The sequence below is a fragment of the Sphingomonas trueperi genome (genome assembly GCF_040545665.1).
In the GTDB taxonomy this organism is placed as follows: Bacteria; Pseudomonadota; Alphaproteobacteria; order Sphingomonadales; family Sphingomonadaceae; genus Sphingomonas; species Sphingomonas trueperi_B.
This window is the reverse complement of the sequence record NZ_JBEPMH010000002.1, coordinates 373315-392531: the sequence shown is the minus strand read 5'-3', so window position 1 is coordinate 392531 and position 19217 is coordinate 373315. Positions and strand designations below refer to the sequence as shown.

The 19217-nt window shown below is 67.4% G+C and carries 22 protein-coding genes and 1 riboswitch; of the genes, 12 read left to right on the top strand and 10 right to left on the bottom strand.

Annotation, left to right across the window (positions count from 1 at the left end):
* Window position 1: 1 nt before the first annotated feature.
* A complete protein-coding gene (aroQ, locus tag ABIC65_RS09110; RefSeq protein ID WP_354308212.1) occupies window positions 2-436 on the bottom strand; it encodes a type II 3-dehydroquinate dehydratase in 435 nt (144 codons plus the stop codon).
* 79 nt (window positions 437-515) lie between these two features.
* Between aroQ and thiS the strand changes: the two genes are divergently transcribed.
* The 3 genes from thiS (at window position 516) to ABIC65_RS09095 (ending at window position 2548) form a co-directional block, all read left to right on the top strand.
* Entirely contained in the window at window positions 516-1520 is a 1005-nt protein-coding gene (thiS, locus tag ABIC65_RS09105) for a sulfur carrier protein ThiS (RefSeq protein WP_354308211.1), read from the top strand.
* Entirely contained in the window at window positions 1520-2287 is a 768-nt protein-coding gene (locus ABIC65_RS09100; protein ID WP_354308210.1) for an alpha/beta hydrolase, read from the top strand. The genes thiS and ABIC65_RS09100 overlap by 1 nt, the downstream gene beginning before the upstream one ends.
* A 90-nt stretch (window positions 2288-2377) precedes the next feature.
* Entirely contained in the window at window positions 2378-2548 is a 171-nt protein-coding gene (locus ABIC65_RS09095; RefSeq protein WP_354308208.1) for a CsbD family protein, read from the top strand.
* A gap of 261 nt (window positions 2549-2809) precedes the next feature.
* Here the strand turns inward: ABIC65_RS09095 and ABIC65_RS09090 are convergent, their stop codons facing one another.
* The 5 genes from ABIC65_RS09090 to ABIC65_RS09070 form a co-directional block, all read right to left on the bottom strand.
* Entirely contained in the window at window positions 2810-3067 is a 258-nt protein-coding gene (locus tag ABIC65_RS09090) for a hypothetical protein (RefSeq protein ID WP_354308207.1), read from the bottom strand.
* Window positions 3068-3111: 44 nt separating this feature from the next.
* Entirely contained in the window at window positions 3112-4767 is a 1656-nt protein-coding gene (locus ABIC65_RS09085; RefSeq protein ID WP_354308206.1) for a thiamine pyrophosphate-binding protein, read from the bottom strand.
* A gap of 39 nt (window positions 4768-4806) precedes the next feature.
* Window positions 4807-5688 carry a glycoside hydrolase family 25 protein gene (locus ABIC65_RS09080; RefSeq protein WP_354308204.1) on the bottom strand — a complete coding sequence of 294 codons (882 nt, stop codon included), beginning with the start codon at window positions 5686-5688 and terminating at the stop codon, window positions 4807-4809.
* Window positions 5688-6113, bottom strand: coding sequence for a hypothetical protein (locus ABIC65_RS09075; protein WP_354308203.1), 426 nt, complete (start codon window positions 6111-6113; stop codon window positions 5688-5690). The genes ABIC65_RS09080 and ABIC65_RS09075 overlap by 1 nt, the downstream gene beginning before the upstream one ends.
* A gap of 220 nt (window positions 6114-6333) precedes the next feature.
* Window positions 6334-6864 (bottom strand): outer membrane protein, encoded by a 531-nt coding sequence (locus ABIC65_RS09070; protein ID WP_354308202.1) that lies wholly within the window; start codon window positions 6862-6864, stop codon window positions 6334-6336.
* Between the two features lie 241 nt (window positions 6865-7105).
* Between ABIC65_RS09070 and ABIC65_RS09065 the strand changes: the two genes are divergently transcribed.
* Genes ABIC65_RS09065 through ABIC65_RS09055 form a run of 3 tightly spaced genes read left to right on the top strand, consistent with a single transcriptional unit; the run spans window position 7106 to window position 9338 of the window.
* The gene (locus tag ABIC65_RS09065; protein ID WP_354308200.1) at window positions 7106-7813 is read left to right on the top strand and encodes a CoA transferase subunit A; all 708 of its coding nucleotides are present in this window, start codon (window positions 7106-7108) and stop codon (window positions 7811-7813) included.
* On the top strand, window positions 7810-8688 hold the full coding sequence (locus ABIC65_RS09060; RefSeq protein ID WP_354308199.1) for an HAD family acid phosphatase: 879 nt from the start codon (window positions 7810-7812) through the stop codon (window positions 8686-8688). Before ABIC65_RS09065 ends, ABIC65_RS09060 begins: the two co-directional genes overlap by 4 nt.
* Entirely contained in the window at window positions 8688-9338 is a 651-nt protein-coding gene (locus ABIC65_RS09055) for a CoA transferase subunit B (RefSeq protein ID WP_354308198.1), read from the top strand. The genes ABIC65_RS09060 and ABIC65_RS09055 overlap by 1 nt, the downstream gene beginning before the upstream one ends.
* A gap of 268 nt (window positions 9339-9606) precedes the next feature.
* Here the strand turns inward: ABIC65_RS09055 and ABIC65_RS09050 are convergent, their stop codons facing one another.
* The gene (locus ABIC65_RS09050) at window positions 9607-10053 is read right to left on the bottom strand and encodes a VOC family protein (protein WP_354308197.1); all 447 of its coding nucleotides are present in this window, start codon (window positions 10051-10053) and stop codon (window positions 9607-9609) included.
* A 216-nt stretch (window positions 10054-10269) separates the two neighbouring features.
* Here ABIC65_RS09050 and ABIC65_RS09045 point away from each other — a divergent pair, with 216 nt between their 5' ends.
* Entirely contained in the window at window positions 10270-10848 is a 579-nt protein-coding gene (locus ABIC65_RS09045; protein WP_354308196.1) for a hypothetical protein, read from the top strand.
* Between the two features lie 42 nt (window positions 10849-10890).
* On the opposite strand, the gene rnhA is transcribed toward ABIC65_RS09045, so the two are convergent.
* From rnhA to ispH, 3 genes are read right to left on the bottom strand one after another with little or no spacing between them, the layout of a single operon-like run.
* The gene (rnhA, locus tag ABIC65_RS09040) at window positions 10891-11337 is read right to left on the bottom strand and encodes a ribonuclease HI (protein ID WP_064309903.1); all 447 of its coding nucleotides are present in this window, start codon (window positions 11335-11337) and stop codon (window positions 10891-10893) included.
* Window positions 11334-12290 carry a homoserine kinase gene (gene thrB / locus ABIC65_RS09035; RefSeq protein ID WP_354308194.1) on the bottom strand — a complete coding sequence of 319 codons (957 nt, stop codon included), beginning with the start codon at window positions 12288-12290 and terminating at the stop codon, window positions 11334-11336. The genes rnhA and thrB overlap by 4 nt, the downstream gene beginning before the upstream one ends.
* The gene (gene ispH / locus ABIC65_RS09030; protein WP_354308193.1) at window positions 12290-13243 is read right to left on the bottom strand and encodes a 4-hydroxy-3-methylbut-2-enyl diphosphate reductase; all 954 of its coding nucleotides are present in this window, start codon (window positions 13241-13243) and stop codon (window positions 12290-12292) included. Before ispH ends, thrB begins: the two co-directional genes overlap by 1 nt.
* A gap of 121 nt (window positions 13244-13364) precedes the next feature.
* Between ispH and ABIC65_RS09025 the strand changes: the two genes are divergently transcribed.
* The 5 genes from ABIC65_RS09025 to gcvPB all read left to right on the top strand — a co-directional run bounded on the left by ABIC65_RS09025 (window position 13365) and on the right by gcvPB (window position 19213).
* Window positions 13365-14003, top strand: a complete 639-nt coding sequence (locus ABIC65_RS09025; protein ID WP_354308192.1) for a hypothetical protein — start codon at window positions 13365-13367, stop codon at window positions 14001-14003.
* A 227-nt stretch (window positions 14004-14230) separates the two neighbouring features.
* Window positions 14231-14321: riboswitch (glycine riboswitch) on the top strand.
* A 167-nt stretch (window positions 14322-14488) separates the two neighbouring features.
* A complete protein-coding gene (gene gcvT / locus ABIC65_RS09020) occupies window positions 14489-15649 on the top strand; it encodes a glycine cleavage system aminomethyltransferase GcvT (RefSeq protein ID WP_354308191.1) in 1161 nt (386 codons plus the stop codon).
* 1 nt (window position 15650) lies between these two features.
* Window positions 15651-16022 (top strand): glycine cleavage system protein GcvH, encoded by a 372-nt coding sequence (gene gcvH / locus ABIC65_RS09015; protein WP_354308190.1) that lies wholly within the window; start codon window positions 15651-15653, stop codon window positions 16020-16022.
* 264 nt (window positions 16023-16286) lie between these two features.
* Window positions 16287-17645, top strand: a complete 1359-nt coding sequence (gene gcvPA, locus ABIC65_RS09010) for an aminomethyl-transferring glycine dehydrogenase subunit GcvPA (RefSeq protein WP_354308608.1) — start codon at window positions 16287-16289, stop codon at window positions 17643-17645.
* Window positions 17642-19213, top strand: coding sequence for an aminomethyl-transferring glycine dehydrogenase subunit GcvPB (gene gcvPB, locus ABIC65_RS09005; protein WP_354308189.1), 1572 nt, complete (start codon window positions 17642-17644; stop codon window positions 19211-19213). Before gcvPA ends, gcvPB begins: the two co-directional genes overlap by 4 nt.
* Window positions 19214-19217: the final 4 nt, after the last annotated feature.

The window sequence follows — 19217 nt, the reverse complement described above, 5'->3', positions numbered from 1 at the left end:
GTCAGAGACGCGCGGCGGCTTCAAGCGCGAGCATATAGGAGGTTGCACCAAACCCGGCCACTGTGCCCTTCGCGGCACGGGCGACGAGGCTCGTGTGGCGGAAGGATTCGCGGGCGTGGGGATTGGAGAGATGCACTTCGATCACCGGCGTGCTGATGCTTTTGATCGCATCGTGTAGCGCGACCGAGGTGTGCGTGTACCCTCCCGGATTTAGTAGGACGGCGCGCGCACCATCGGCCTGGGCTTCGTGCAGCCAGTCGATCAGATGGCCCTCATGGTTGGACTGGCGGACCTCGATCTCGAGCCCCAGCTCGCGGGCGCGATCCTCCAGCATGCCGGCAATGTCGTCCAGCGTGTCCGACCCATAGATTTCCGGCTCGCGGAGCCCCAGCAGATTGAGGTTGGGACCATTCAAGACGAAGATCGTATCGGCCAATGCAGGCGCCTTTCGGTTGCGGGCAGGATGCGGTCCTCCCTATATGAGCCGGCGTCTCCGATCAAATCCAAGGCTCTTCATGCACAGCGACGGCACCGTCTCCATCCGCGTCAATGGCGAACACAAGCGCATCACCGCCGGGCTTACCCTCGCCCAGCTCGCGAGCGAGCTGGGGCTGGTGCCCGAGAAGGTGGCGGTGGAACGCAACCTGGAGGTGGTGCCGCGCTCGACGCTGAACGACGTCATCGTCGAGGACGGTGACGAGCTGGAGATCGTGCATTTCGTGGGCGGTGGCGACCATGCCGCACCGCTCGTCGACGATAGCTGGACGGTGGCGGGCAAGACCTTCCGCTCGCGGCTGATCGTCGGCACCGGCAAGTACAAGGATTTCGAGCAGAATGCCGCGGCCGTCGCGGCCTCGGGCGCCGAGATCGTCACCGTGGCGGTCCGCCGGGTGAACGTCAGCGACCCCAAGGCGCCGATGCTCACCGACTATATCGACCCGAAGAAGATCACCTATCTGCCCAACACCGCGGGCTGCTTCGATGCCGATTCGGCGATCCGCACGCTGCGGCTGGCGCGCGAGGCGGGCGGCTGGGAGCTGGTGAAGCTGGAAGTGCTGGGCGAGGCGCGGACGCTCTACCCGGACATGGTCGAGACGCTGCGCGCCACCGAGGTGTTGGCCAAGGAAGGCTTCAAGCCGATGGTCTACTGCGTCGACGATCCCATCGCCGCCAAGCGGCTGGAGGATGCGGGCGCGGTCGCGATCATGCCGCTGGGCGCGCCGATCGGCTCCGGCCTCGGCATCCAGAACCAGGTGACGATCCGGCTGATCGTCGAGGGCGCCAAGGTGCCGGTGCTGGTCGATGCTGGCGTCGGCTCGGCCTCGGACGCGGCGGTGGCGATGGAGCTGGGCTGCGACGGCGTGCTGATGAACACCGCGATCGCCGAGGCCAAGGACCCCATCCTGATGGCGGCGGCGATGAAGGCGGCGGTGGAGGCCGGGCGGCTTTCCTATCGCGCCGGGCGGATGGCGAAGCGGCGCTATGCCGATCCGTCGAGCCCGCTGGCAGGGCTGATCTGATGCGCGCGGCGCTGGCGGCGCTGGCATTGATCGGAGTCGCGGGCTGTCACCCGCGGCCGCAGAGCGATCCGATGGAGAATCAGGGGCCGATCTCGGCCGAGCCGGTGACGCTGCGCGCCGCCGACGGGGTGAAGATCGCGGGCGTCTATACCAAGGCGGCCAAGCCCAAGGCGCTGCTGCTGCTGTTCCACCAGGCCGAATCGGGCAAGGACGAATATGCGCTGCTCGCGCCTCAGCTGGCGCAGGCGGGCTATTCGTCGCTCAGGATCGACCAGCGCGCCGGCGGCACGTTGTTCGGCGTGAACGAGACGGTGAAGATGCTCGGCCATTCGGCGAGCTATGCCGATGCGAAGAAGGACCTCGAGGCCGCCTTCGCCTGGGGCCAGCAGCAGAAGTTGCCGATCATCCTCTGGGGCAGCAGCTATTCGGCCGCGCTGATCTTCCCGCTCGCCGCCGAGCACAAGGGGCAGGTGAAGGCGCTGCTCGCCTTCTCGCCGGGCGAATATCTTGACGACAAGGGCGCGGTTGCGCGTGCGGCCAAGCAGGTCACCGCGCCGATCTTCGTCACTTCGGCGCAGGACGGCAAGGAGGAGGATGCCGCGCGCGAGATCCTCGCTGCGTCGCCCTCGACGCAGAAGACGCAGTTCGTACCCAAGCTGGGCGGGGTGCACGGGTCGTCGACGCTGCTGCGGACCAAGAATCCGGACGGCGCGCTGGACGCCTGGCGCGCGACCAAGGCGTTTCTGGGCGAAGTCACGCGCAGCTGATCGGGAACGGTCCTGCTCGACATACGTTATTTCCGGCAAGTCGCAGGTGCCGTGTCGTGTGGCACCCGACCTTAGCCAGGAGTATCGATCATGGGCGAGCTGACCGACAAGATCAAAGGCAATCTCAACGAGCTGGCCGGCAAGGTGAAGCAGCACAGCGACAACCCGGACACCAAGGCCGACGGCGCCGCGCAGGAAGCCAAGGGCAAGGCCCAGCAGCTCGGCGGCAAGATCAAGGGTGCGCTCGGCGACGACATCTGAGTCGCCTGAGAGACCGGACAAACGGACGGGCCGTACCGAAAGGTTCGGCCCGTTTTCGTTCTGGCTTCTGCTTGGAGGAGTGCCCTCACGCCGCGCGTCATCCCGGCGAAAGCCGGGATCCATTCGCCTCTCGGTGTCAGCAGGAGCCTAAACGGCGACCCAAATGGATCCCGGCTTTCGCCGGGATGACGATCTAAGGGCGGCCCATAGCTGATGGTGCACCGCTCGACCCCGCCGTAAGGTTTGGCGCTTGGCCGCCCCTCAATCCGGCACGTAGAACGCCCACATCTCCGGCTCGACCTGCGCCGCGGCGAAGCGCACCGGCGCCGAGGCGGGGCCGACCTCGCAGATCATGAACGAGAACATCTGGTCGGTGTGCAGCGGGTGGGGCAGGCGAACGGTGTTCTTGTTGATCCAGCGCCACTCGCACTGCCAGAGTTGCCGCCCTCCCAGACGCACGCGGTCTCCCCGCTTGCCGAGATGCGCCGTCTTCCACCGCTCTTTCGTCTGCTGTCCCATGCGGACAATTCTAGAATCAAGGCGGTTAACGGGTTCCTATCCGTTCAGCGATTTCGCAGCTTCGCGATCGTTGTCGCCGGGCTGATCACTTCGACATCCGTCTTGCAATGCAACAACTTGAGCCCCGGCTGAGCCAGGGCCAGCGCCAGTGCGGAGCCGAAGGCTTCCGTAGTTTCCACGGTGATCGCCCAGCCGCCGAATGCGCGAGCCAGCGCGGCGAAATCGGGGTTGCGCAGCTGCGTGCCCGAGAGACGTTCCGGAAACTCGCGCTCCTGGTGCATGCGGATCGTGCCATAGGCGCCGTTGTCGACCACGATCACCAGCAGGTCCGCGTCGTGCTGGACGGCGGTGGCGAGTTCCTGCCCGTTCATCAGGAAATCGCCGTCGCCCGCGACCGCAACGACTCGGCGATCGGGGAAGCGCAGCGCCGCCGCCACCGCCGCGGGTACGCCGTACCCCATCGCGCCCGCGGTGGGCGCGAGCTGGCTCGGCTGCGCGGTGTAGGGCCAGTAGCGGTGCCACCAGCCGGAGAAATTGCCCGCGCCGTTGCAGATGATCGTATCGGCCGGCAGCTGCTCGCGCATCGCCGCGACGCAAGGGCCGAGATCGAGCGCCACGCCTGCGCGCGGCTTGGGCGTCGACCATTCCAGCCACTCGGCATGCGCGGCGGCGCCATCGAAGCGGGGGAGGTTGGCCGCTTCCGCCGTGGCCGAGGCGGCGACCGCGAACTCGAAGGGCCGCGCGCAGATCGGCAGGTCGACGCGGTAGACGCGGTGGAATTCGCTCGGGTCCGGATGAACATGGACCAGCGTTTGCCCCGGATGCTCGGGGGTGATCAGGCTGTAGCCGTCGGTCGTCGCCTCGCCCAGCCGCGCACCGACCACCAGCAGCAGGTCCGCCGCCTTGATCCGCGCGACCAGCTTGGGGTTCGGGCCATAGCCGAGATTGCCCGCCCACACCGGCGAGCCATTGTCGATCGCATCCTGCCGCCGGAAGGCGCAGGCGACCGGCAGGTCGATCGACTCGGCGAAGCGGGCGAAATCCTCCGCCGTATCCGAATCCCAGCCGCCCCCGCCGACGATCGCGATCGGGCGCTCAGCCGCGCGGAGCAGGTCGTAGAGCTGGTCGAGATCGAAGGCGTCGGCCGCCTGGATCGGCTCGGCGATGGCGGGGCGGTCGACCGCTTCCACCACGTCCAGCAGCATGTCCTCGGGCAGCGCGATCACCACCGGCCCCGGCCGGCCCGAGGTGGCGACGTTCCAGGCGCGCGCGACATATTCGGGGATTCGCCGCGCGTCCTCGATCCGCGTCGCCCATTTGGCGAGCGGGGCGAACATCGCCGGCAGGTCGACTTCCTGGAAGCCCTCGCGGTCGCGCATGCCGCGATCGACATCGCCGATGAACAGCAGCATCGGCTGCGAATCCTGCATCGCGACATGCACGCCGATGCTGGCATTGGTGGCGCCGGGGCCGCGGGTGACGAAGCACACGCCCGGCCGCCCGGTCATCGCGCCGTCGGCACAGGCCATGAACGCGGCGCCGCCTTCCTGGCGGCAGGTGACGAGATCGATGCTCGGTTCGTCATGGAGCGCATCGAGCACGGCGAGGAAGCTCTCGCCCGGTACGTGGAAGATCCGGTCGCAGCCCTGCGCCACCAGATTGTCGACGAGGATCCTGCCCCCGGTGCGTTTTGCGGTCATCCCGCATGCTAGGCGCGCCGGGGGCGGAAAGTCGAGCGGTCAGCTGGCCCATTCCGCGGCGAGCTGCTCGGCGGGACCGTCATAGTAATTCTGGTCGACATGGCCGGCGCCGTCGCCCGGAATGCCCGGAACGGTCGCGGCACCGTCCGAATATTGCCACAGCCAGTAGGATTTCCAGCTCGGCTGCACCGATGCCGTCGCGCTATATTGCGCCAGCCACAGCCGGTGCGCGCCGAAGAAGGGATCGATCCGGGTGCCCAGCTCCTCCTTGATCAGGTGTCCCGAATAGAGCACCGCGCGGCGCCCCAGCCTTTCCTGGATGCGCTCCAGGAATTCGCGCGCGCCCTCCAGCGTCATCTGGTTGTTCGGGCTCGGCTCGTAATCGAGCGCTACCAGCGTCCTGTCGTCGGGCTTTGACCAGCCGAGGAAGTTTTCGACCTGCTGGGCCGGGGGCAGCGCCGTGCCCCAGTGATAGGCCCCCCACAGCAGGCCGGCCTTTCGTGCGGCGATCCGGCGATCGTCATACAGCTCGTCGCGGCCACTGGTGCCGGTGGTTGCCTTGTGGATGATGCCCTGCACGCCGGCCGCCCTGGCGACGGCCAGATCGCGGACGATGCTGCGGTGATAGACGTCGACCACCATCGGAATCCTGGGGCGCACGGCGCTGCCGCCGATGGTGCCTGCCGCCCCGGTCTGCAGCGCGTCGCAGCCGCCGCTCCATAGGAAATTCTGGTCGGTCGTGCCGTACCACAGCGCGTTGCCCTGCACCGAGTCGCCCACCGCCACGCTGGTGACGGCAACGACGGTGCCGGCGGCGAGCTTGCCGACCACCGGGGCGCTGATGCGCGGCGCGCCGTGGCGGAGGTTGACCAGCGTGGTGGTGCGCACCGTGCCGGTCACCGGGGTGATCCCGGCGGCCATCAGCCGACCGCTCCGTCGGCGCTTGCCGGCAATTCGGCGAGCGGTGCTGCGGCGGCGGGCGTGGGTGCAGGCGTGGGCGTGGGGGGCGGCGCGGGCAGGCTGGGTGTGATCCGCGTCATGAAGCCTTCGATGAAGTCCGCGCCCGCATAGCCGGCGGCGGAAAGCGCGAAGATCTGCTGCGACGAGATATGGGCAAGGTCGCTGATCAGCTGGCTGCTGGCGAGCGCCCCGGCGATGAAGCCGATCAGCAGCGAGACGACGAGCTGCGTCGGCACGATCATCGCGGCCAGGGAGGTGTTGGTGTTGGAGGCCTGATCGTTGAGCTTCTTCATGCCCACGATCACGCGGATCGCCTGGCCCATCGCGCCGGCCAATCCACCCAAGGTTAGAAGTTGAAACCACGCGACTGCATCGAATTGTGCCATGTTCGGCTCCCCCCAAGGCATGAACAACATGGATAGGGCGCACACGGGGTGCGACTCCTACTGGACGGGGGGAAGTATATCGATCGCGCCAACTGTAGGAAATGGCAGTCGGTTGCCCGAGGGCTAGGATATTTCCTGCAAACGAAAAACCCCGCATCGTTGCCGATGCGGGGTTTTCTGGAAATCGCGGCGCGGGGGCGCGCCGCCGATTCCGGATCGCTCAGAAGCGGTAGCCGATGCCGGCCAGCACCTGGTGGCGCACCACGTCCTGCGACGCGTTGGTGTAGCGATACTCGACCTTGCCGTAATAGTGGCCGAAGGTGTGCTCCACGCCGGCGCCCAGACGGATGCCGTCCAGGTTGTCGGCATCGCGCAGATTGCCCGAGCGCAGGATCACGCGGCTGTTGTCATAGCCGACCTTGCCGTACAGCAGGGTTGCCGGGGCGACGACGTAGCCGATGCGAGCGCCGGCGTAGAAATCGCGGCCGCCCTTCACCTGCACTGCGCCGATGGTCTTCTTGGTGGTGGTGCCGGTGATTTCACCATCGACGCCGAACACGACGTTGCCGCGCTGCAGGTCATAGCCCGCTGCACCGCCATAGACGAAGCCCGACGCGCTCACGCCATCCGACTTGATGTTGTCCCAGCCGCCGACTGCTTCGATGCGCGGGCCCTGGAAGGTCGCGTCCTGCGCGAGGGCGGGGGTTGCGGAGGCCATGAGGGCGAGCGCCGTCACTGCGAAAATACGCATGATTCAGATACCTTTGGACTTGTTACTTGGTTTTACCGGATGGCCATCCAGACGCCCCAAATAGGCACTCCGATCGCGGGCGCAATATGACGAGTACGTTACACCTTGGTATGTTGCGCAGATGCAACAGTTGGCCCTTCCGTAAGGGCAACCACGACAAGTTGAAACTCGGTTCAGGTTCGCTTGACCCGGTTGCCTCGGGGGTATTATCGCCACCCCAAACATTCGGAGGGAATCGTCGATGGACAAGCTCTACCCCAACGCGAACGCGGCGCTGGAAGGGCTGCTGTTCGACGGGATGATGATCTGCGCGGGCGGTTTCGGCCTGTGCGGGATTCCCGAGCGGCTGATCGACGCGATCCAGGCCGCGGGCGTCAAGGACCTCACCATCGCCTCGAACAATGCCGGCATCGACAATGAGGGCCTGGGCAAGCTGCTGCGCAGCCGCCAGGTGAAGAAGATGATCTCCTCGTACGTCGGCGAGAACAAGGAGTTCGAGCGCCAGTACCTCTCCGGCGAGCTGGAGGTGGAATTCTGTCCGCAGGGCACGCTTGCCGAGCGCTGCCGGGCGGGGGGCGCGGGCATCCCCGGCTTCTACACCAAGACCGGCGTCGGCACGAAGGTTGCCGAGGGCAAGGAAGTGAAGGTCTTCGACGGCGAGGAATATATCCTCGAGCGCGGCATCCGCGCCGACATCTCGATCATCAAGGGCTGGAAGGCCGACGAGGCGGGGAATCTCATCTTCCGCAAGACCGCGCGCAACTTCAACCAGCCGATGGCCACCGCCAGCCACCTCTGCATCGCCGAGGTGGAGGAAGTGGTGCCGGTCGGCAGCCTCGACCCCGACCAGATCCACCTGCCGGGCATCTATGTGAAGCGGCTGGTCGTCGGCGCGCCCTACGACAAGAAGATCGAGTTCCGCACCGTCCGTCCGCGCGAGGCGGCATGATCCGGGACGGGCTGCTGCTGCTGGCTGCGTCAGGACTGGCGCTGTCGGGCTGTGTGGTCGACACGCACGTGGTGCAGGCGCCGCCCGCGCCCGCTCCTGCTGCCGCCAACGGCGTGCCGGCGGGGATGCAGTATCTCTACGGCTCAGGCGAGGCGGCAGCGCTGAGCGTGCAGGCCTATGGCGCGGTTGTGGAGTGGGCCAAGGAGAACATGGGCAAGCGGACATCCGCGGTGCTCGAACCGGGTGCGACGCTGGCGGCGCCCCGCTTCCGCTCTTGCGGCGACAAGCCGCCTGCGGTGGTGTTCGACGTTGACGAGACGCTGCTGCTGAACCTCGGCTACGAGGGCGACGACGCGCAACGCTCGGCGCCCTATGACGCGTCCCGCTGGGATCGTTGGGAGAAGACTGGCGCGATGAAGGTCGCGGCGGTGCCCGGGGCGATCGACGCGGTCATGACCCTGCGGGTGATCGGCGTCACGGTGATCTTCAACAGCAACCGCGCGGCGGCCAACGCGGCCGAAACCGAAGCGGCGCTGACCTTCGCGGGGCTTGGTCCGGCCAAGCATGGCGAGACGCTGTTCCTCAAGGGTGATGTCGACGGCAAGTCCGGCAAGGATGGCCGCCGCAACGCGATCGCGCAGCGCTGGTGCGTGGTGGCGATGGTGGGTGATCAACTCGGCGACTTCAGCGACGGATTTGCCGCCCTCAATCCGCCCGAGCGACGCGCAGCAGCGCAGAGCCCGGCGCTCGTCGGGCTTTGGGGGCGCGGGTGGTTCGTGCTGCCCAACCCCGTCTACGGAACCGGGCTCGGTTCCACCTATGACCAAACCTTCCCGCCGGCGACGCGCTGGACGGATTCGCAGGAGAAGCACTGATGGCCTGGACCCGCGACGACATGGCGGCGCGCGCCGCGAAGGAGCTGCAGGACGGCTTCTACGTCAATCTGGGCATCGGCATCCCGACGCTGGTGGCGAACCACATTCCGGCGGGGGTGGAGGTCACGCTCCAGTCCGAGAACGGCATGCTCGGCATCGGCCCGTTCCCGCTGGAGGGCGACGAGGATCCGGACCTGATCAACGCCGGCAAGCAGACAATCAGCGAGCTGCCCAGCTCGGTCTATTTCAGCTCGGCCGACAGCTTCGCGATGATCCGCGGCGGCCATATCGACCTGACCGTGCTCGGCGCGATGGAAGTGAGCCAGGAAGGCGACATCGCCAACTGGATGATCCCGGGCAAGATGATCAAGGGCATGGGCGGCGCCATGGACCTCGTCGCGGGCGTGAAGAAGATCATCGTGGTGATGGAGCATACTGCCAAGGACGGCAGCCCCAAGTTCATCCCCGACTGCACGCTGCCGCTGACGGGCAAGAATGTGGTGGACATGATCATCACCGACCTCGCGGTGTTTTCGCGGGTGGATCACAGCTCGCCCTTCCGGCTGATCGAGCTGGCGCCGGGGGTGACCGCGGAGGAAGTCGCGGCGAAGACCACGGCTGCGTATGAGGTCGCGCTGGCGACGGCGTGACGGGCTTAGCATATCCTCCCCCTGGCGGGGGAGGATTGGGAGCTAGCTCCGGGGCTTCACAAGACGCTGTGGTGGTATTCGGGCAGGGCGACCGTTGCGTCTGATACGTGCCTGTCTTTACAGCCAGCCTTAGCCCGTTCGTTTGCCCATTGCTGATAATGCTCTGCAGCTTCAGGTGGCGAGCTTCTGCAAATTTCCGGCGCTTCTGCCTTGCAACCTTCCAAGGTACAGAGTGCTGCCGACGTGATGATGATTGTGAGCGCGCCCCTCACCCTGCCGGGACACCCCGGCTGTCCCCCACCTCCAGCCAATACCCGTCGGGGTCCTGCACATAGATCTGCCGCACGCCGTCGAAGCGGAGCTGCATCTTGCGCGGCTCGCCGGTGAAGTTGGTCCAGGGGAGATGGTGTGCGTCCAGCCACGCCGTCACCCTCGCGAGGTCGTCGACATGGAGCGCGAGATGCTCGTCGCGGTTCGACGGCTTGGGCGTGGTGCGGCCGTCGAGGATGTGCAGCGCCATGCCGTGGCCGAGATCGAGCCAGCGGCGGTTCTTGAGCGGGGTGGGGATGAGGCGCAGGCCGAACGCCTCGTGGTAGAACGTCGCGCTGCGGTCGATGTCGCTGGCCTGGATCGCGACATGCTCGGCCTGGGCTGCGGCGGGCGCGGCCTGCTGCGGCGGCGGCGCGAGGAGCAGCAGAACGGCATAAAGGTGCATGGGCCAGCCTATCCAAATCGTCGATCCGCGTGTCGCGGTGCGCCAAGCCTGCCAAAGCCGTGCGGGCTTGGCCAGCATCTTGTCGGGCGCGCTACCGCAAGCACCGCTTGGTTGCGATCGTAGCCAACGCCGCGCGTTCCGAACCAATTCTGATACCCGCGCCCGCCACAGCCGGCTGGCAAGCCAGCCTGACAGGGCGCGAAGAAGGGTATCGCCATGAGGAACAAACCGGCCAACATGACGGCGATCGGCCAGCATTGCTGGCTCCTCGATAGCCTCGGCGGAAATACCACCGACTTTGTGGTGATGGCGCATTCGGCGCAGATTACCGGCAAGACGTTCATCGTCCCGGATCAGGTCACGCTTCACTATGCCGTCAGCGGCGGCAGGCCGTTGTCGATGATGGAAGGTCCGGTGGGCTTCTTCGCCGACGCGATCGCCAATAACTACCGGCACATGACCCAGACGCGGCGAAGCGAGCATCTGGCGCCGGACCTTGCGCTGGGCAAGCTGGTCGGGTCGCACTGGCAGACCGGGACGACGACCGCGAGCGAGGATTATTGGGCGCTCAGCAGAGAGATGGGCGCCAATCCGGCCTGGGCGCCCAATCTGGTATTGGTGCGTAACCGCAACCGGCTGATCGGCAGCGAAATCTATCTCAGCTATCTGATCGACCAGGTGATGCGTGCGCGCCCGGCGGCATCGTACACCTTCCACATATGGGGATGTCGCGGCATCGAGGAGGAAGTGCGCTGGAAGCTCGGCAGCCAGCGGTTCCAGCAGGCGCAGGCCTGAGGCGGGGCGGGCGGGGGAACGTGCCCCCGTCCGCCACGTCCGCTACCGCGCCGCGATCGCCGCGTCGCTGGCCAGCTTGTCCGCCCGCTCGTTGTCCGGGTGGCCGGCATGGCCCTTCACCCATTTCCACTCGACCCGGTGCGGCTTGGCGGCGGCGAGGAGTTCCTGCCAGAGGTCGGCGTTCTTGACCGGCTTCTTGTCGGCGGTGCGCCAGCCGTTCTTCATCCAGCCATGGATCCACTTGGTGAGGCCGTCCATCACATAGCGGCTGTCGGTGGAGAGCGTCACCCGGCAGGGACGCTTGAGCGCCTTCAGCCCCTCGATCGCGGCCATCAGCTCCATGCGGTTGTTGGTGGTGTGCGCCTCGCCGCCGGACATTTCCTTCTCGACGTCGCCCATGCGGAGCAGCGCGCCCCAGCCGCCCGGCCCGGGATTGCCCTTGCACGCACCGTCGGTCGCGATCTCGACATGCTGGAGTTCGGCGGTCATGCGATCGCCGCCAGTGCCGAGGCATAGACGTGCGCGCGGCGCCAGAAGGCCATCGGGTCCTTGCGGGTCACCAGCGCGTCGGCAGGCGTGTTGAGCCAGTCCCAGGCGCGCGACAGGGTGAAGCGGATGCAGGCGCCGGTCGCCAGCAGCGGCAGGATCGCGCGCTCCTTTTCCGACAGCTTGTAGCTGGTTTCATACCCCTGGAGCAGCGCCTCGGAGACATAGGGATCGAACCGCTCGCCCGTGGAATCGAATGCCCAGGCGGTGTGCATCACCGCGAGGTCATAGAGCCGCAGATCGGTGGAGGCGAAGTAGAAGTCGATCAGGCCGGTCACCCGGTTGCCGAGCATCAGGACATTGTCCGGGAACAGGTCGGCATGGATCGCGCAGCGCTCGAAGCCCTCGCGCGGCCAGGCGGCGGTGACGCGGTCCAGCGCCTTGCCGATCTCGTCGTACAGGCCGGGCGCGATCTGGTTGAGGCTGGTGCCGCAGCGCTCGAACAGCGGGCGCCAGGTGTCGACGCCCATCGAATTGGGGCGATTCTGCGGGAAGTCGGCGACCGCCTTGTGCATCTTGCCCATCGCCTCCGCCGCCGCACGCGCCTGTGCGGGGGTAGGGTGCGAGACCGAGACGCCCGACAGGAACTGGATCAGGCAGGCCGGGCGGCCCTCCAGCATGTGGATCAGCGTGCCGTCGCGATCGGGCACCGCCGGGGGCACCGGCAGCCCGCGATCGGCGCAATGGTCGAGCAGCGCCATGAAATAGGGCAGGTCGCCCTGGTCGACACGCTTCTCGTAGAGCGTCAGGATGAAGCGGCTCTTGGTGGTGTCGACGAGGTAGTTGCTGTTCTCCACCCCCTCGGCGATGCCCTTGGCGGAGACGAGCTCACCGACGTCGAACCGCTCGAGAAACGCGGACAGCGCCTCGGCCGAAACCTGCGTGTAGACGGCCATTACGCAGCCTCGAGCCCGCGCGGCAGCTTGAACACGACGCTTTCCTCCACCGTCTCGACTTCGCGCTCGGTCACCGCGAACCGGGTGCCGATCTGCTCGACCACCTCGCGCACCAGCACCTCGGGCGCGGAAGCGCCGGCGCTGATGCCGACCTTGGTCACGCCGTCGAACCAGGCGAAGTCGATCTCGGCGGCGCGCTGGATCAGCACCGCCCGGGCGCCGCCGCGCTTGGCGACCTCGACCAGCCGCAGCGAGTTGGACGAATTGGGCGCGCCGATCACCAGCACCAGCTCGGCCTGCTCGGCGATCGCCTTCACCGCGCCCTGGCGGTTGGAGGTGGCATAGCAGATGTCGTCGGCACCCGGCGCGAGCATCGTCGGGAAGCGGCGCTTGAGGATGCCGAGCACCGCCGCGGTATCGTCCACCGACAGTGTGGTCTGGGTAAGGAAGGCGAGATTCTCGGGATCGGGCACCACCACCGATTCGGCATCGGCTTCGGTCTCGACCAGCGTCATCGATCCTTCGGGGACCTGGCCGAAGGTGCCGATCACCTCCGGATGGCCGTGATGGCCGACGAACAGGATGTGGCGCCCGGCGGCGACATGGCGCTCGGCCTGGCGATGGACCTTGGAAACCAGCGGGCAGGTGGCGTCGAGATAGGAAAGCCCGCGCTGCTCGGCCTTGTGCGGTACCGCCTTGGGCACGCCGTGGGCGGAGAAGACGACCGGCACGCCGTCGGGCACATGGTCCAGCGTCTCGACGAACACGGCGCCCTTGGCGCGCAGATTCTCGACGACGAACTTGTTGTGGACGATCTCGTGCCGGACATAGACCGGCGCACCGTATTTCTCGATCGCGAGTTCGACGATGCGGATCGCGCGGTCGACGCCGGCGCAGAAGCCGCGGGGCGCTGCGATCAGCAGCTCCAGGGGACGCTTTTCGGTGTTTGCCATCGGGTGGAGCCTCTACGCGATTGCTTGCGCGGGCGGAAGGCGGTTCCTATGGTGCGCGCCGTTCCGGCCCCGGTCCGTGTGAGATGGGGGGCGGCTGTTCGGTTCGAAAGGTTGCCCTCCCTTGTCTGTCGCCAAGTTCACCGTTCCCGCCCTGATCCTGCTCGCCGCCGGCGGCTGCGCCCGCACCGGCGAAATCACCGAAGGCGGCATCAGCGCGGTGCGCACCGCCTGCCCGACGGTGGCGATCCCGGCCGGCACCGGCGACGTGACGCTGTTCGACCCGGCCGACAGCCGCGACGCGACCGCGATCGACGTGGTGGCGACGATCACCAACCTCCAGTCGAGCTGCGACGATGCCGGCGCGCAGGTGGTGACCGGCATCAAGTTCGACGTGCTGGCGCGCCGCCGCGATGCCGGCCCGGCGCGCGACGTGGTGCTGCCCTATTTCCTCACGGTCGTGCGTGGCGGCACCAATGTCGAGGCCAAGCGCATCGCCAATGTCACGCTGCACTTCGAGGCGGGCCAGCTCCGCGCGAGCGCCGTCGGCCAGGCGACCAGCAGCGTCTCGCACGCCGCCGCGACGCTGCCCGACGACGTCCGCCGCCGCCTGACCGAGAAGCGCAAGGCCGGCGCGGAGTCGGCGGCGACCGATCCGCTGAGCGATCCCAATATCCGCCGCTCGGTGCTCTCGGCGACCTTCGAGGCGCTGGTCGGCTTCCAGCTGACCGACGAGCAGCTGAAGTACAACGCGACGCGGTAACGGCACGCGCCGACCTAACAGACGTCATCCCGGCGAAAGCCGGGATCCATTCACCTGTCCGGTGCGGCGCTTTCTGAAACGTAGCGCCAATGGATCCCGGCTTTCGCCGGGATGACGGTTTGTGGTGCGGGCATTCCGACTGTCCTCCAGACGATTTACCCTCAATCCCGATTGACTCCGACAAGCCCTGCCGCCAAGGCGGGCACGTCGATGCCGGGCGACCGGCATGGGCATGCGCGGGAGAGAATCCGGTTCGCCGGATCGCCGAAGGAGCAACCGCCCCGGAATCTCTCAGGCACCGAGGACCGCGCAGGCCACGACACTCTGGAAAGCGAGCCGGCCTTCGAGGCTGGGCTCCACCGAAGGGGTAAGCCGGGCCCAAACCCGTGCGAAAGCTCTCAGGTTCCGTGACAGAGGGGGCGATGGTGTTGCGGGGGCCTCGGCTCCATGCGCGCCGTTGAACCCTTGATGCCCGGAGTGCCCCGATGAGCGAAGCCGCCGAAGACACCGCCACCGACCTGCCGATCGAGACGCTGCCGCTCGACGCCTGGCACCGCGCGCGCGGCGGCCGGATGGTGCCGTTCGCGGGCTATGCCATGCCGGTCCAGTATGAAGGCATCATGGCCGAGCATCTGTGGACGCGCGAGCATGCCGGGCTGTTCGACGTCAGCCATATGGGCCAGCTGCTCTTCTCGGGCGTCGACTTCGATGCGGGCCTCGAAAAGCTGCTGCCGGGCGATGTGAAGGGTCTGGGCGAGGGCCGGATGCGCTATTCGCTGCTGCTCAGCGAAGAGGGCGGCATCCATGACGACCTGATGATGACGCGCCTGCCCGCCGACAACGCCTTCGAGATCGAGGGCGGCACGATCTACATGGTCGTCAATGGTGCTACCAAGTGGGACGATCTCGGCGTGTTCCGCGAGTTCCTGCCCGACGAAGTGACGATCAACCATCTCGAAGACCAGGCGCTGCTGGCGCTGCAGGGGCCGGAGGCGGTCACCGCGCTCGCCCGCGTGCTGCCCGGCGTCGAGAAGCTGGTGTTCATGACCGCCGCGGCGTTCGAGTGGAACGGCAACCCGCTCTGGGTCAGCCGCTCGGGCTATACCGGCGAGGACGGCTACGAGATCTCGCTGCCGGGCGACGCGGCGGAGGCGTTCGCCGACGCGCTGACCGCGCAGCCCGAAGTCAAGCCGATCGGCCTGGGCGCGCGCGATTCGCTGCGTCTGGAGGCGGGCCTGCCGCTCTACGGCCATGACCTCGACCTGGAGACCACGCCGGTCGCCGCCGATCTGGGCTTCGCGCTGTCCAAGCGCCGCCGGGAAGAGGGTGGCTTCGCCGGTGCCGAGCGCATCCTCGCCGAGCGCGAGCAGGGAAGTGCTACGAAGCGCGTCGGGCTGATCGTCGAGGGCCGCCAGCCGGTGCGCGAGGGCGCGGCCGTGGTCGATGCCAGCGGCGCCGAGGTCGGCAAGGTAACCTCGGGCGGGTTCGCGCCGAGCGTGCAGAAGCCGATCGCGATGGCCTATGTGCCCGCGGCGCTTGCAGTGGCCGGCACCAAGATTACGCTTGTCCAGCGGGGCAAGCAGCATTCCGCGGAGGTTGTGGCTATGCCCTTCGTCCCCCACCGCTATGTCCGAAAGGGAGCGTGACATGAGCCGTTATTTTACCGAAGACCATGAGTGGATCGAAGTCGACGGCGACGTCGCGACGGTCGGCATCACCGAATATGCCCAGAGCCAGCTCGGCGACATCGTGTTCGTCGAAGTGCCCGACGAGGGCAAGGAACTGAGCAAGGGCGACGATGCCGCGGTCGTGGAAAGCGTCAAGGCGGCTTCGGACGTGTACGCGCCGGTGTCGGGCACCGTCGTCGAGGGCAACAGCGACCTCGCCGACAATCCCGCGCTGGTGAACGAGGATCCGGAAGGCGAAGGCTGGTTCTTCAAGATGACGCTCAGCGACGAGAGCGAGCTGGACGGCCTGATGAACGAGGCCAAGTACCAGGCGTTCGTCGCCAAGCTGTGACGTGACTTAGCCCCTCCCCTTCAGGGGAGGGGTGGGGTGGGGCGCGAGCGAAGCGAGCGTCCCGACCTCCAAGCGTAAGGCGCCGCCGGGGGCATCGAGCCCCCGCCGCCGCCGGCCCCACCCCCCAACCCCTCCCCTGAAGGGGAGGGGCTTAAGAAGGGGGATATTTGAGGAAGGGCGGGCTCTCGGCCAATCCTTCCTGACGCCATTTCAGCCCCTTGCCCGCCTCTCCCAACACCGGGAGCCCGGGAAGAAGGAACCATGATGCGCTACCTGCCCCTTACCCCGGCCGACCGTCAGGCAATGCTTGGCACGATCGGCGCCCAGTCGATCGACGACCTGTTCGTCGACGTGCCCGAAAGCGCCCGCCTCAGCGGGCCGATCGCCGGCCTGCCGATGCACGCATCGGAACTCGCGGTCGAACGCCACATGACCGCGCTCGCCCGCAAGAACATCGCCGCGGGCGAAGCGCCGTTCTTCCTGGGGGCAGGGGCCTATCGCCACCATGTGCCGGCCTCGGTCGATCACCTCATCCAGCGCGGCGAGTTCCTGACCGCCTACACGCCCTACCAGCCGGAAATCGCGCAGGGCACGCTGCAGATGATGTTCGAGTTCCAGAGCCAGATCGCCCGGCTGCTGGGCTGCGACGTCGCCAACGCCTCGATGTACGACGGCTCGACCGCGTGCTGGGAAGCGATCTCGATGGCGCGCCGCGTCACCAAGCGCGGCAAGGCAATCCTCTCGGGCGGCCTGCACCCGCATTATGTCTCGGTCGCCAAGACGATGGCGCGCTTCACCGGCGACCAGCTCGTCACCGGCGTGCCGACGCTGAGCCCCGAGCCCGACACGCTCGACCTGATCAACGCGATCGACGCGGACACCTCGTGCGTCGTCGTCCAGTATCCCGACATTCTCGGCCGCATCGAGGACATGTCGGCACTCGCGGAGGCCTGCCACGCCAAAAAGGCGCTGCTGATCGCCGTCGTCACCGAGCCGGTGGCGCTGGGCGCGATTCGGGCGCCGGGCGAGATGGGCGCGGACATCGTCGTCGGCGAGGGCCAGTCGCTCGGCGTCGGCCTGCAGTTCGGCGGCCCCTATGTCGGCCTGTTCGCCTGCTCGGAAAAGCTGGTTCGCCAGATGCCGGGCCGCCTGTGTGGCGAAACGGTGGATGCCAGCGGCAAGCGCGGCTTCGTGTTGACGCTCTCCACCCGCGAGCAGCATATCCGCCGCGAAAAGGCGACGTCGAACATCTGCACCAGCTCGGTGCTGTGCGCGCTCGCCATGTCGGTGCACATGACGCTGCTGGGCGAGAAGGGCCTGCGCCAGCTCGCCGAGCTCAACCATGTCGGCGCCAGCGCCGCCGCCGATCGCCTTGCGGAAGTGGACGGGGTGGAGCTGGTCACCGACCGGTTCTTCAACGAGTTCACGCTGAAGCTGTCGAAGGAAGCGCGCCCCGTCGTCCGCCAGCTGGCCGACAAGGGCATCCTGGCCGGCGTGTCGCTGGGCCGCCTCTATCCGGGCGTCGAGGAACTCCAGAACGGCCTCGTCGTCGCGGTCACCGAAACCACCACGGAGGAGGACGTCGAGACGCTTGCCTCCGCACTCGAGGAGGTGCTGGCATGAGCACGATCAACCAGTCGGGCTGGCGCCCCACCACGCCGCAGGCCGGCGAAAGCGACGCCGCCACCTTCACCGGCAACCGCGCGCTGATGCTGGAAGAGGCGCTGATCTTCGAGATCGGCTCCACCGACACCACCGGCGTCGATTTCGGCGAGGCCCCCGCGGGCAAGTCGCGCCTCGTCGGCATGGAGCGGAGCAAGCCGATCGGCCTGCCGGGCCTGTCCGAGCCGGAGACGGTGCGCCACTATACCCGCCTCAGCCGCCAGAACTATGCCATCGACCTCGGCCTGTTCCCGCTGGGCAGCTGCACGATGAAGCATAATCCGCGGCTCAACGAGCGGATGGCGCGCCTGCCGGGCTTCGCCGACATCCACCCGCTGCAGCCGGTCGATACCGTGCAGGGCGCGCTGGAGGCGATCGACCAGCTCGCGCACTGGCTGATCACGCTCACCGGCATGCAGGCGGTGGCGATGAGCCCCAAGGCCGGCGCGCACGGCGAACTCTGCGGCGTGCTGGCGATCCGCGCCGCGCTCGACGCCAAGGGTGAGACGTCGCGCCGCATCATGCTGGTGCCGGAGAGCGCGCACGGCACCAACCCGGCGACGGCCGCCTTCGCCGGCTTCGCGGTGGAGGACATCCCCGCGACGCCCGAAGGCCGGGTCGACGTGGCGGCGCTCAAGGCGCGGCTGGGGCCGGACATTGCCGGCGTGATGATCACCAACCCGAACACCTGCGGGCTGTTTGAGCCGGACCTCAAGGACATTTCCGACGCGGTCCACGCCGCGGGCGGCTATGTCTATTGCGACGGTGCCAACTTCAACGCGATCGTCGGCCGGGTGCGCCCGGGCGACCTCGGCGTCGATGCGATGCACATCAACCTGCACAAGACCTTCTCCACCCCGCATGGCGGCGGCGGCCCGGGTTCGGGTCCGGTGGTGCTGTCGGCGGCGCTGGCGCCCTATGCGCCGCTGCCCTTCGTCGAGAAGACCGAAAGCGGCTATCGCATCGTCGAGGAAGAGAATGCCGAGGAGCATCATGCCGGCACCTTCGGCCGCATGACCGCGTTCCACGGCCAGATGGGCATGTTCACCCGCGCGCTGACCTATATCCTCAGCCACGGCGCCGACGGCCTGCGCCAGGTCGCCGAGGATTCGGTGCTGAACGCGAACTATGTGCTGCGTTCGATGGAGGACGTGCTCGACGCGCCCTTCGCCAAGACCGGGCCGTGCATGCATGAGGCGATCTTCAGCGACAAGGGCCTGCCCGAGGGCTTCTCGACCATCGACATCGCCAAGGGGCTGATCGACGAGGGCTATCACCCGATGACGGTGTATTTCCCGCTGGTCGTCCACGGCGCGATGCTGGTCGAGCCGACCGAGACCGAGAGCAAGGCGGCGCTCGACCAGTTCATCGGCGCGTTCCGCAATGTCGCGATGAAGGCCAAGCAGGGCGAGGCGGCGCTGAAGAGCGCCCCGCATTTCGCCCCGCGCCGCCGCCTCGACGAGACGCTCGCCGCGCGCAAGCCGGTGCTGGCCTACAAGGACGCGGCGCCGGCTGAGGCTGCCGAGTAACACC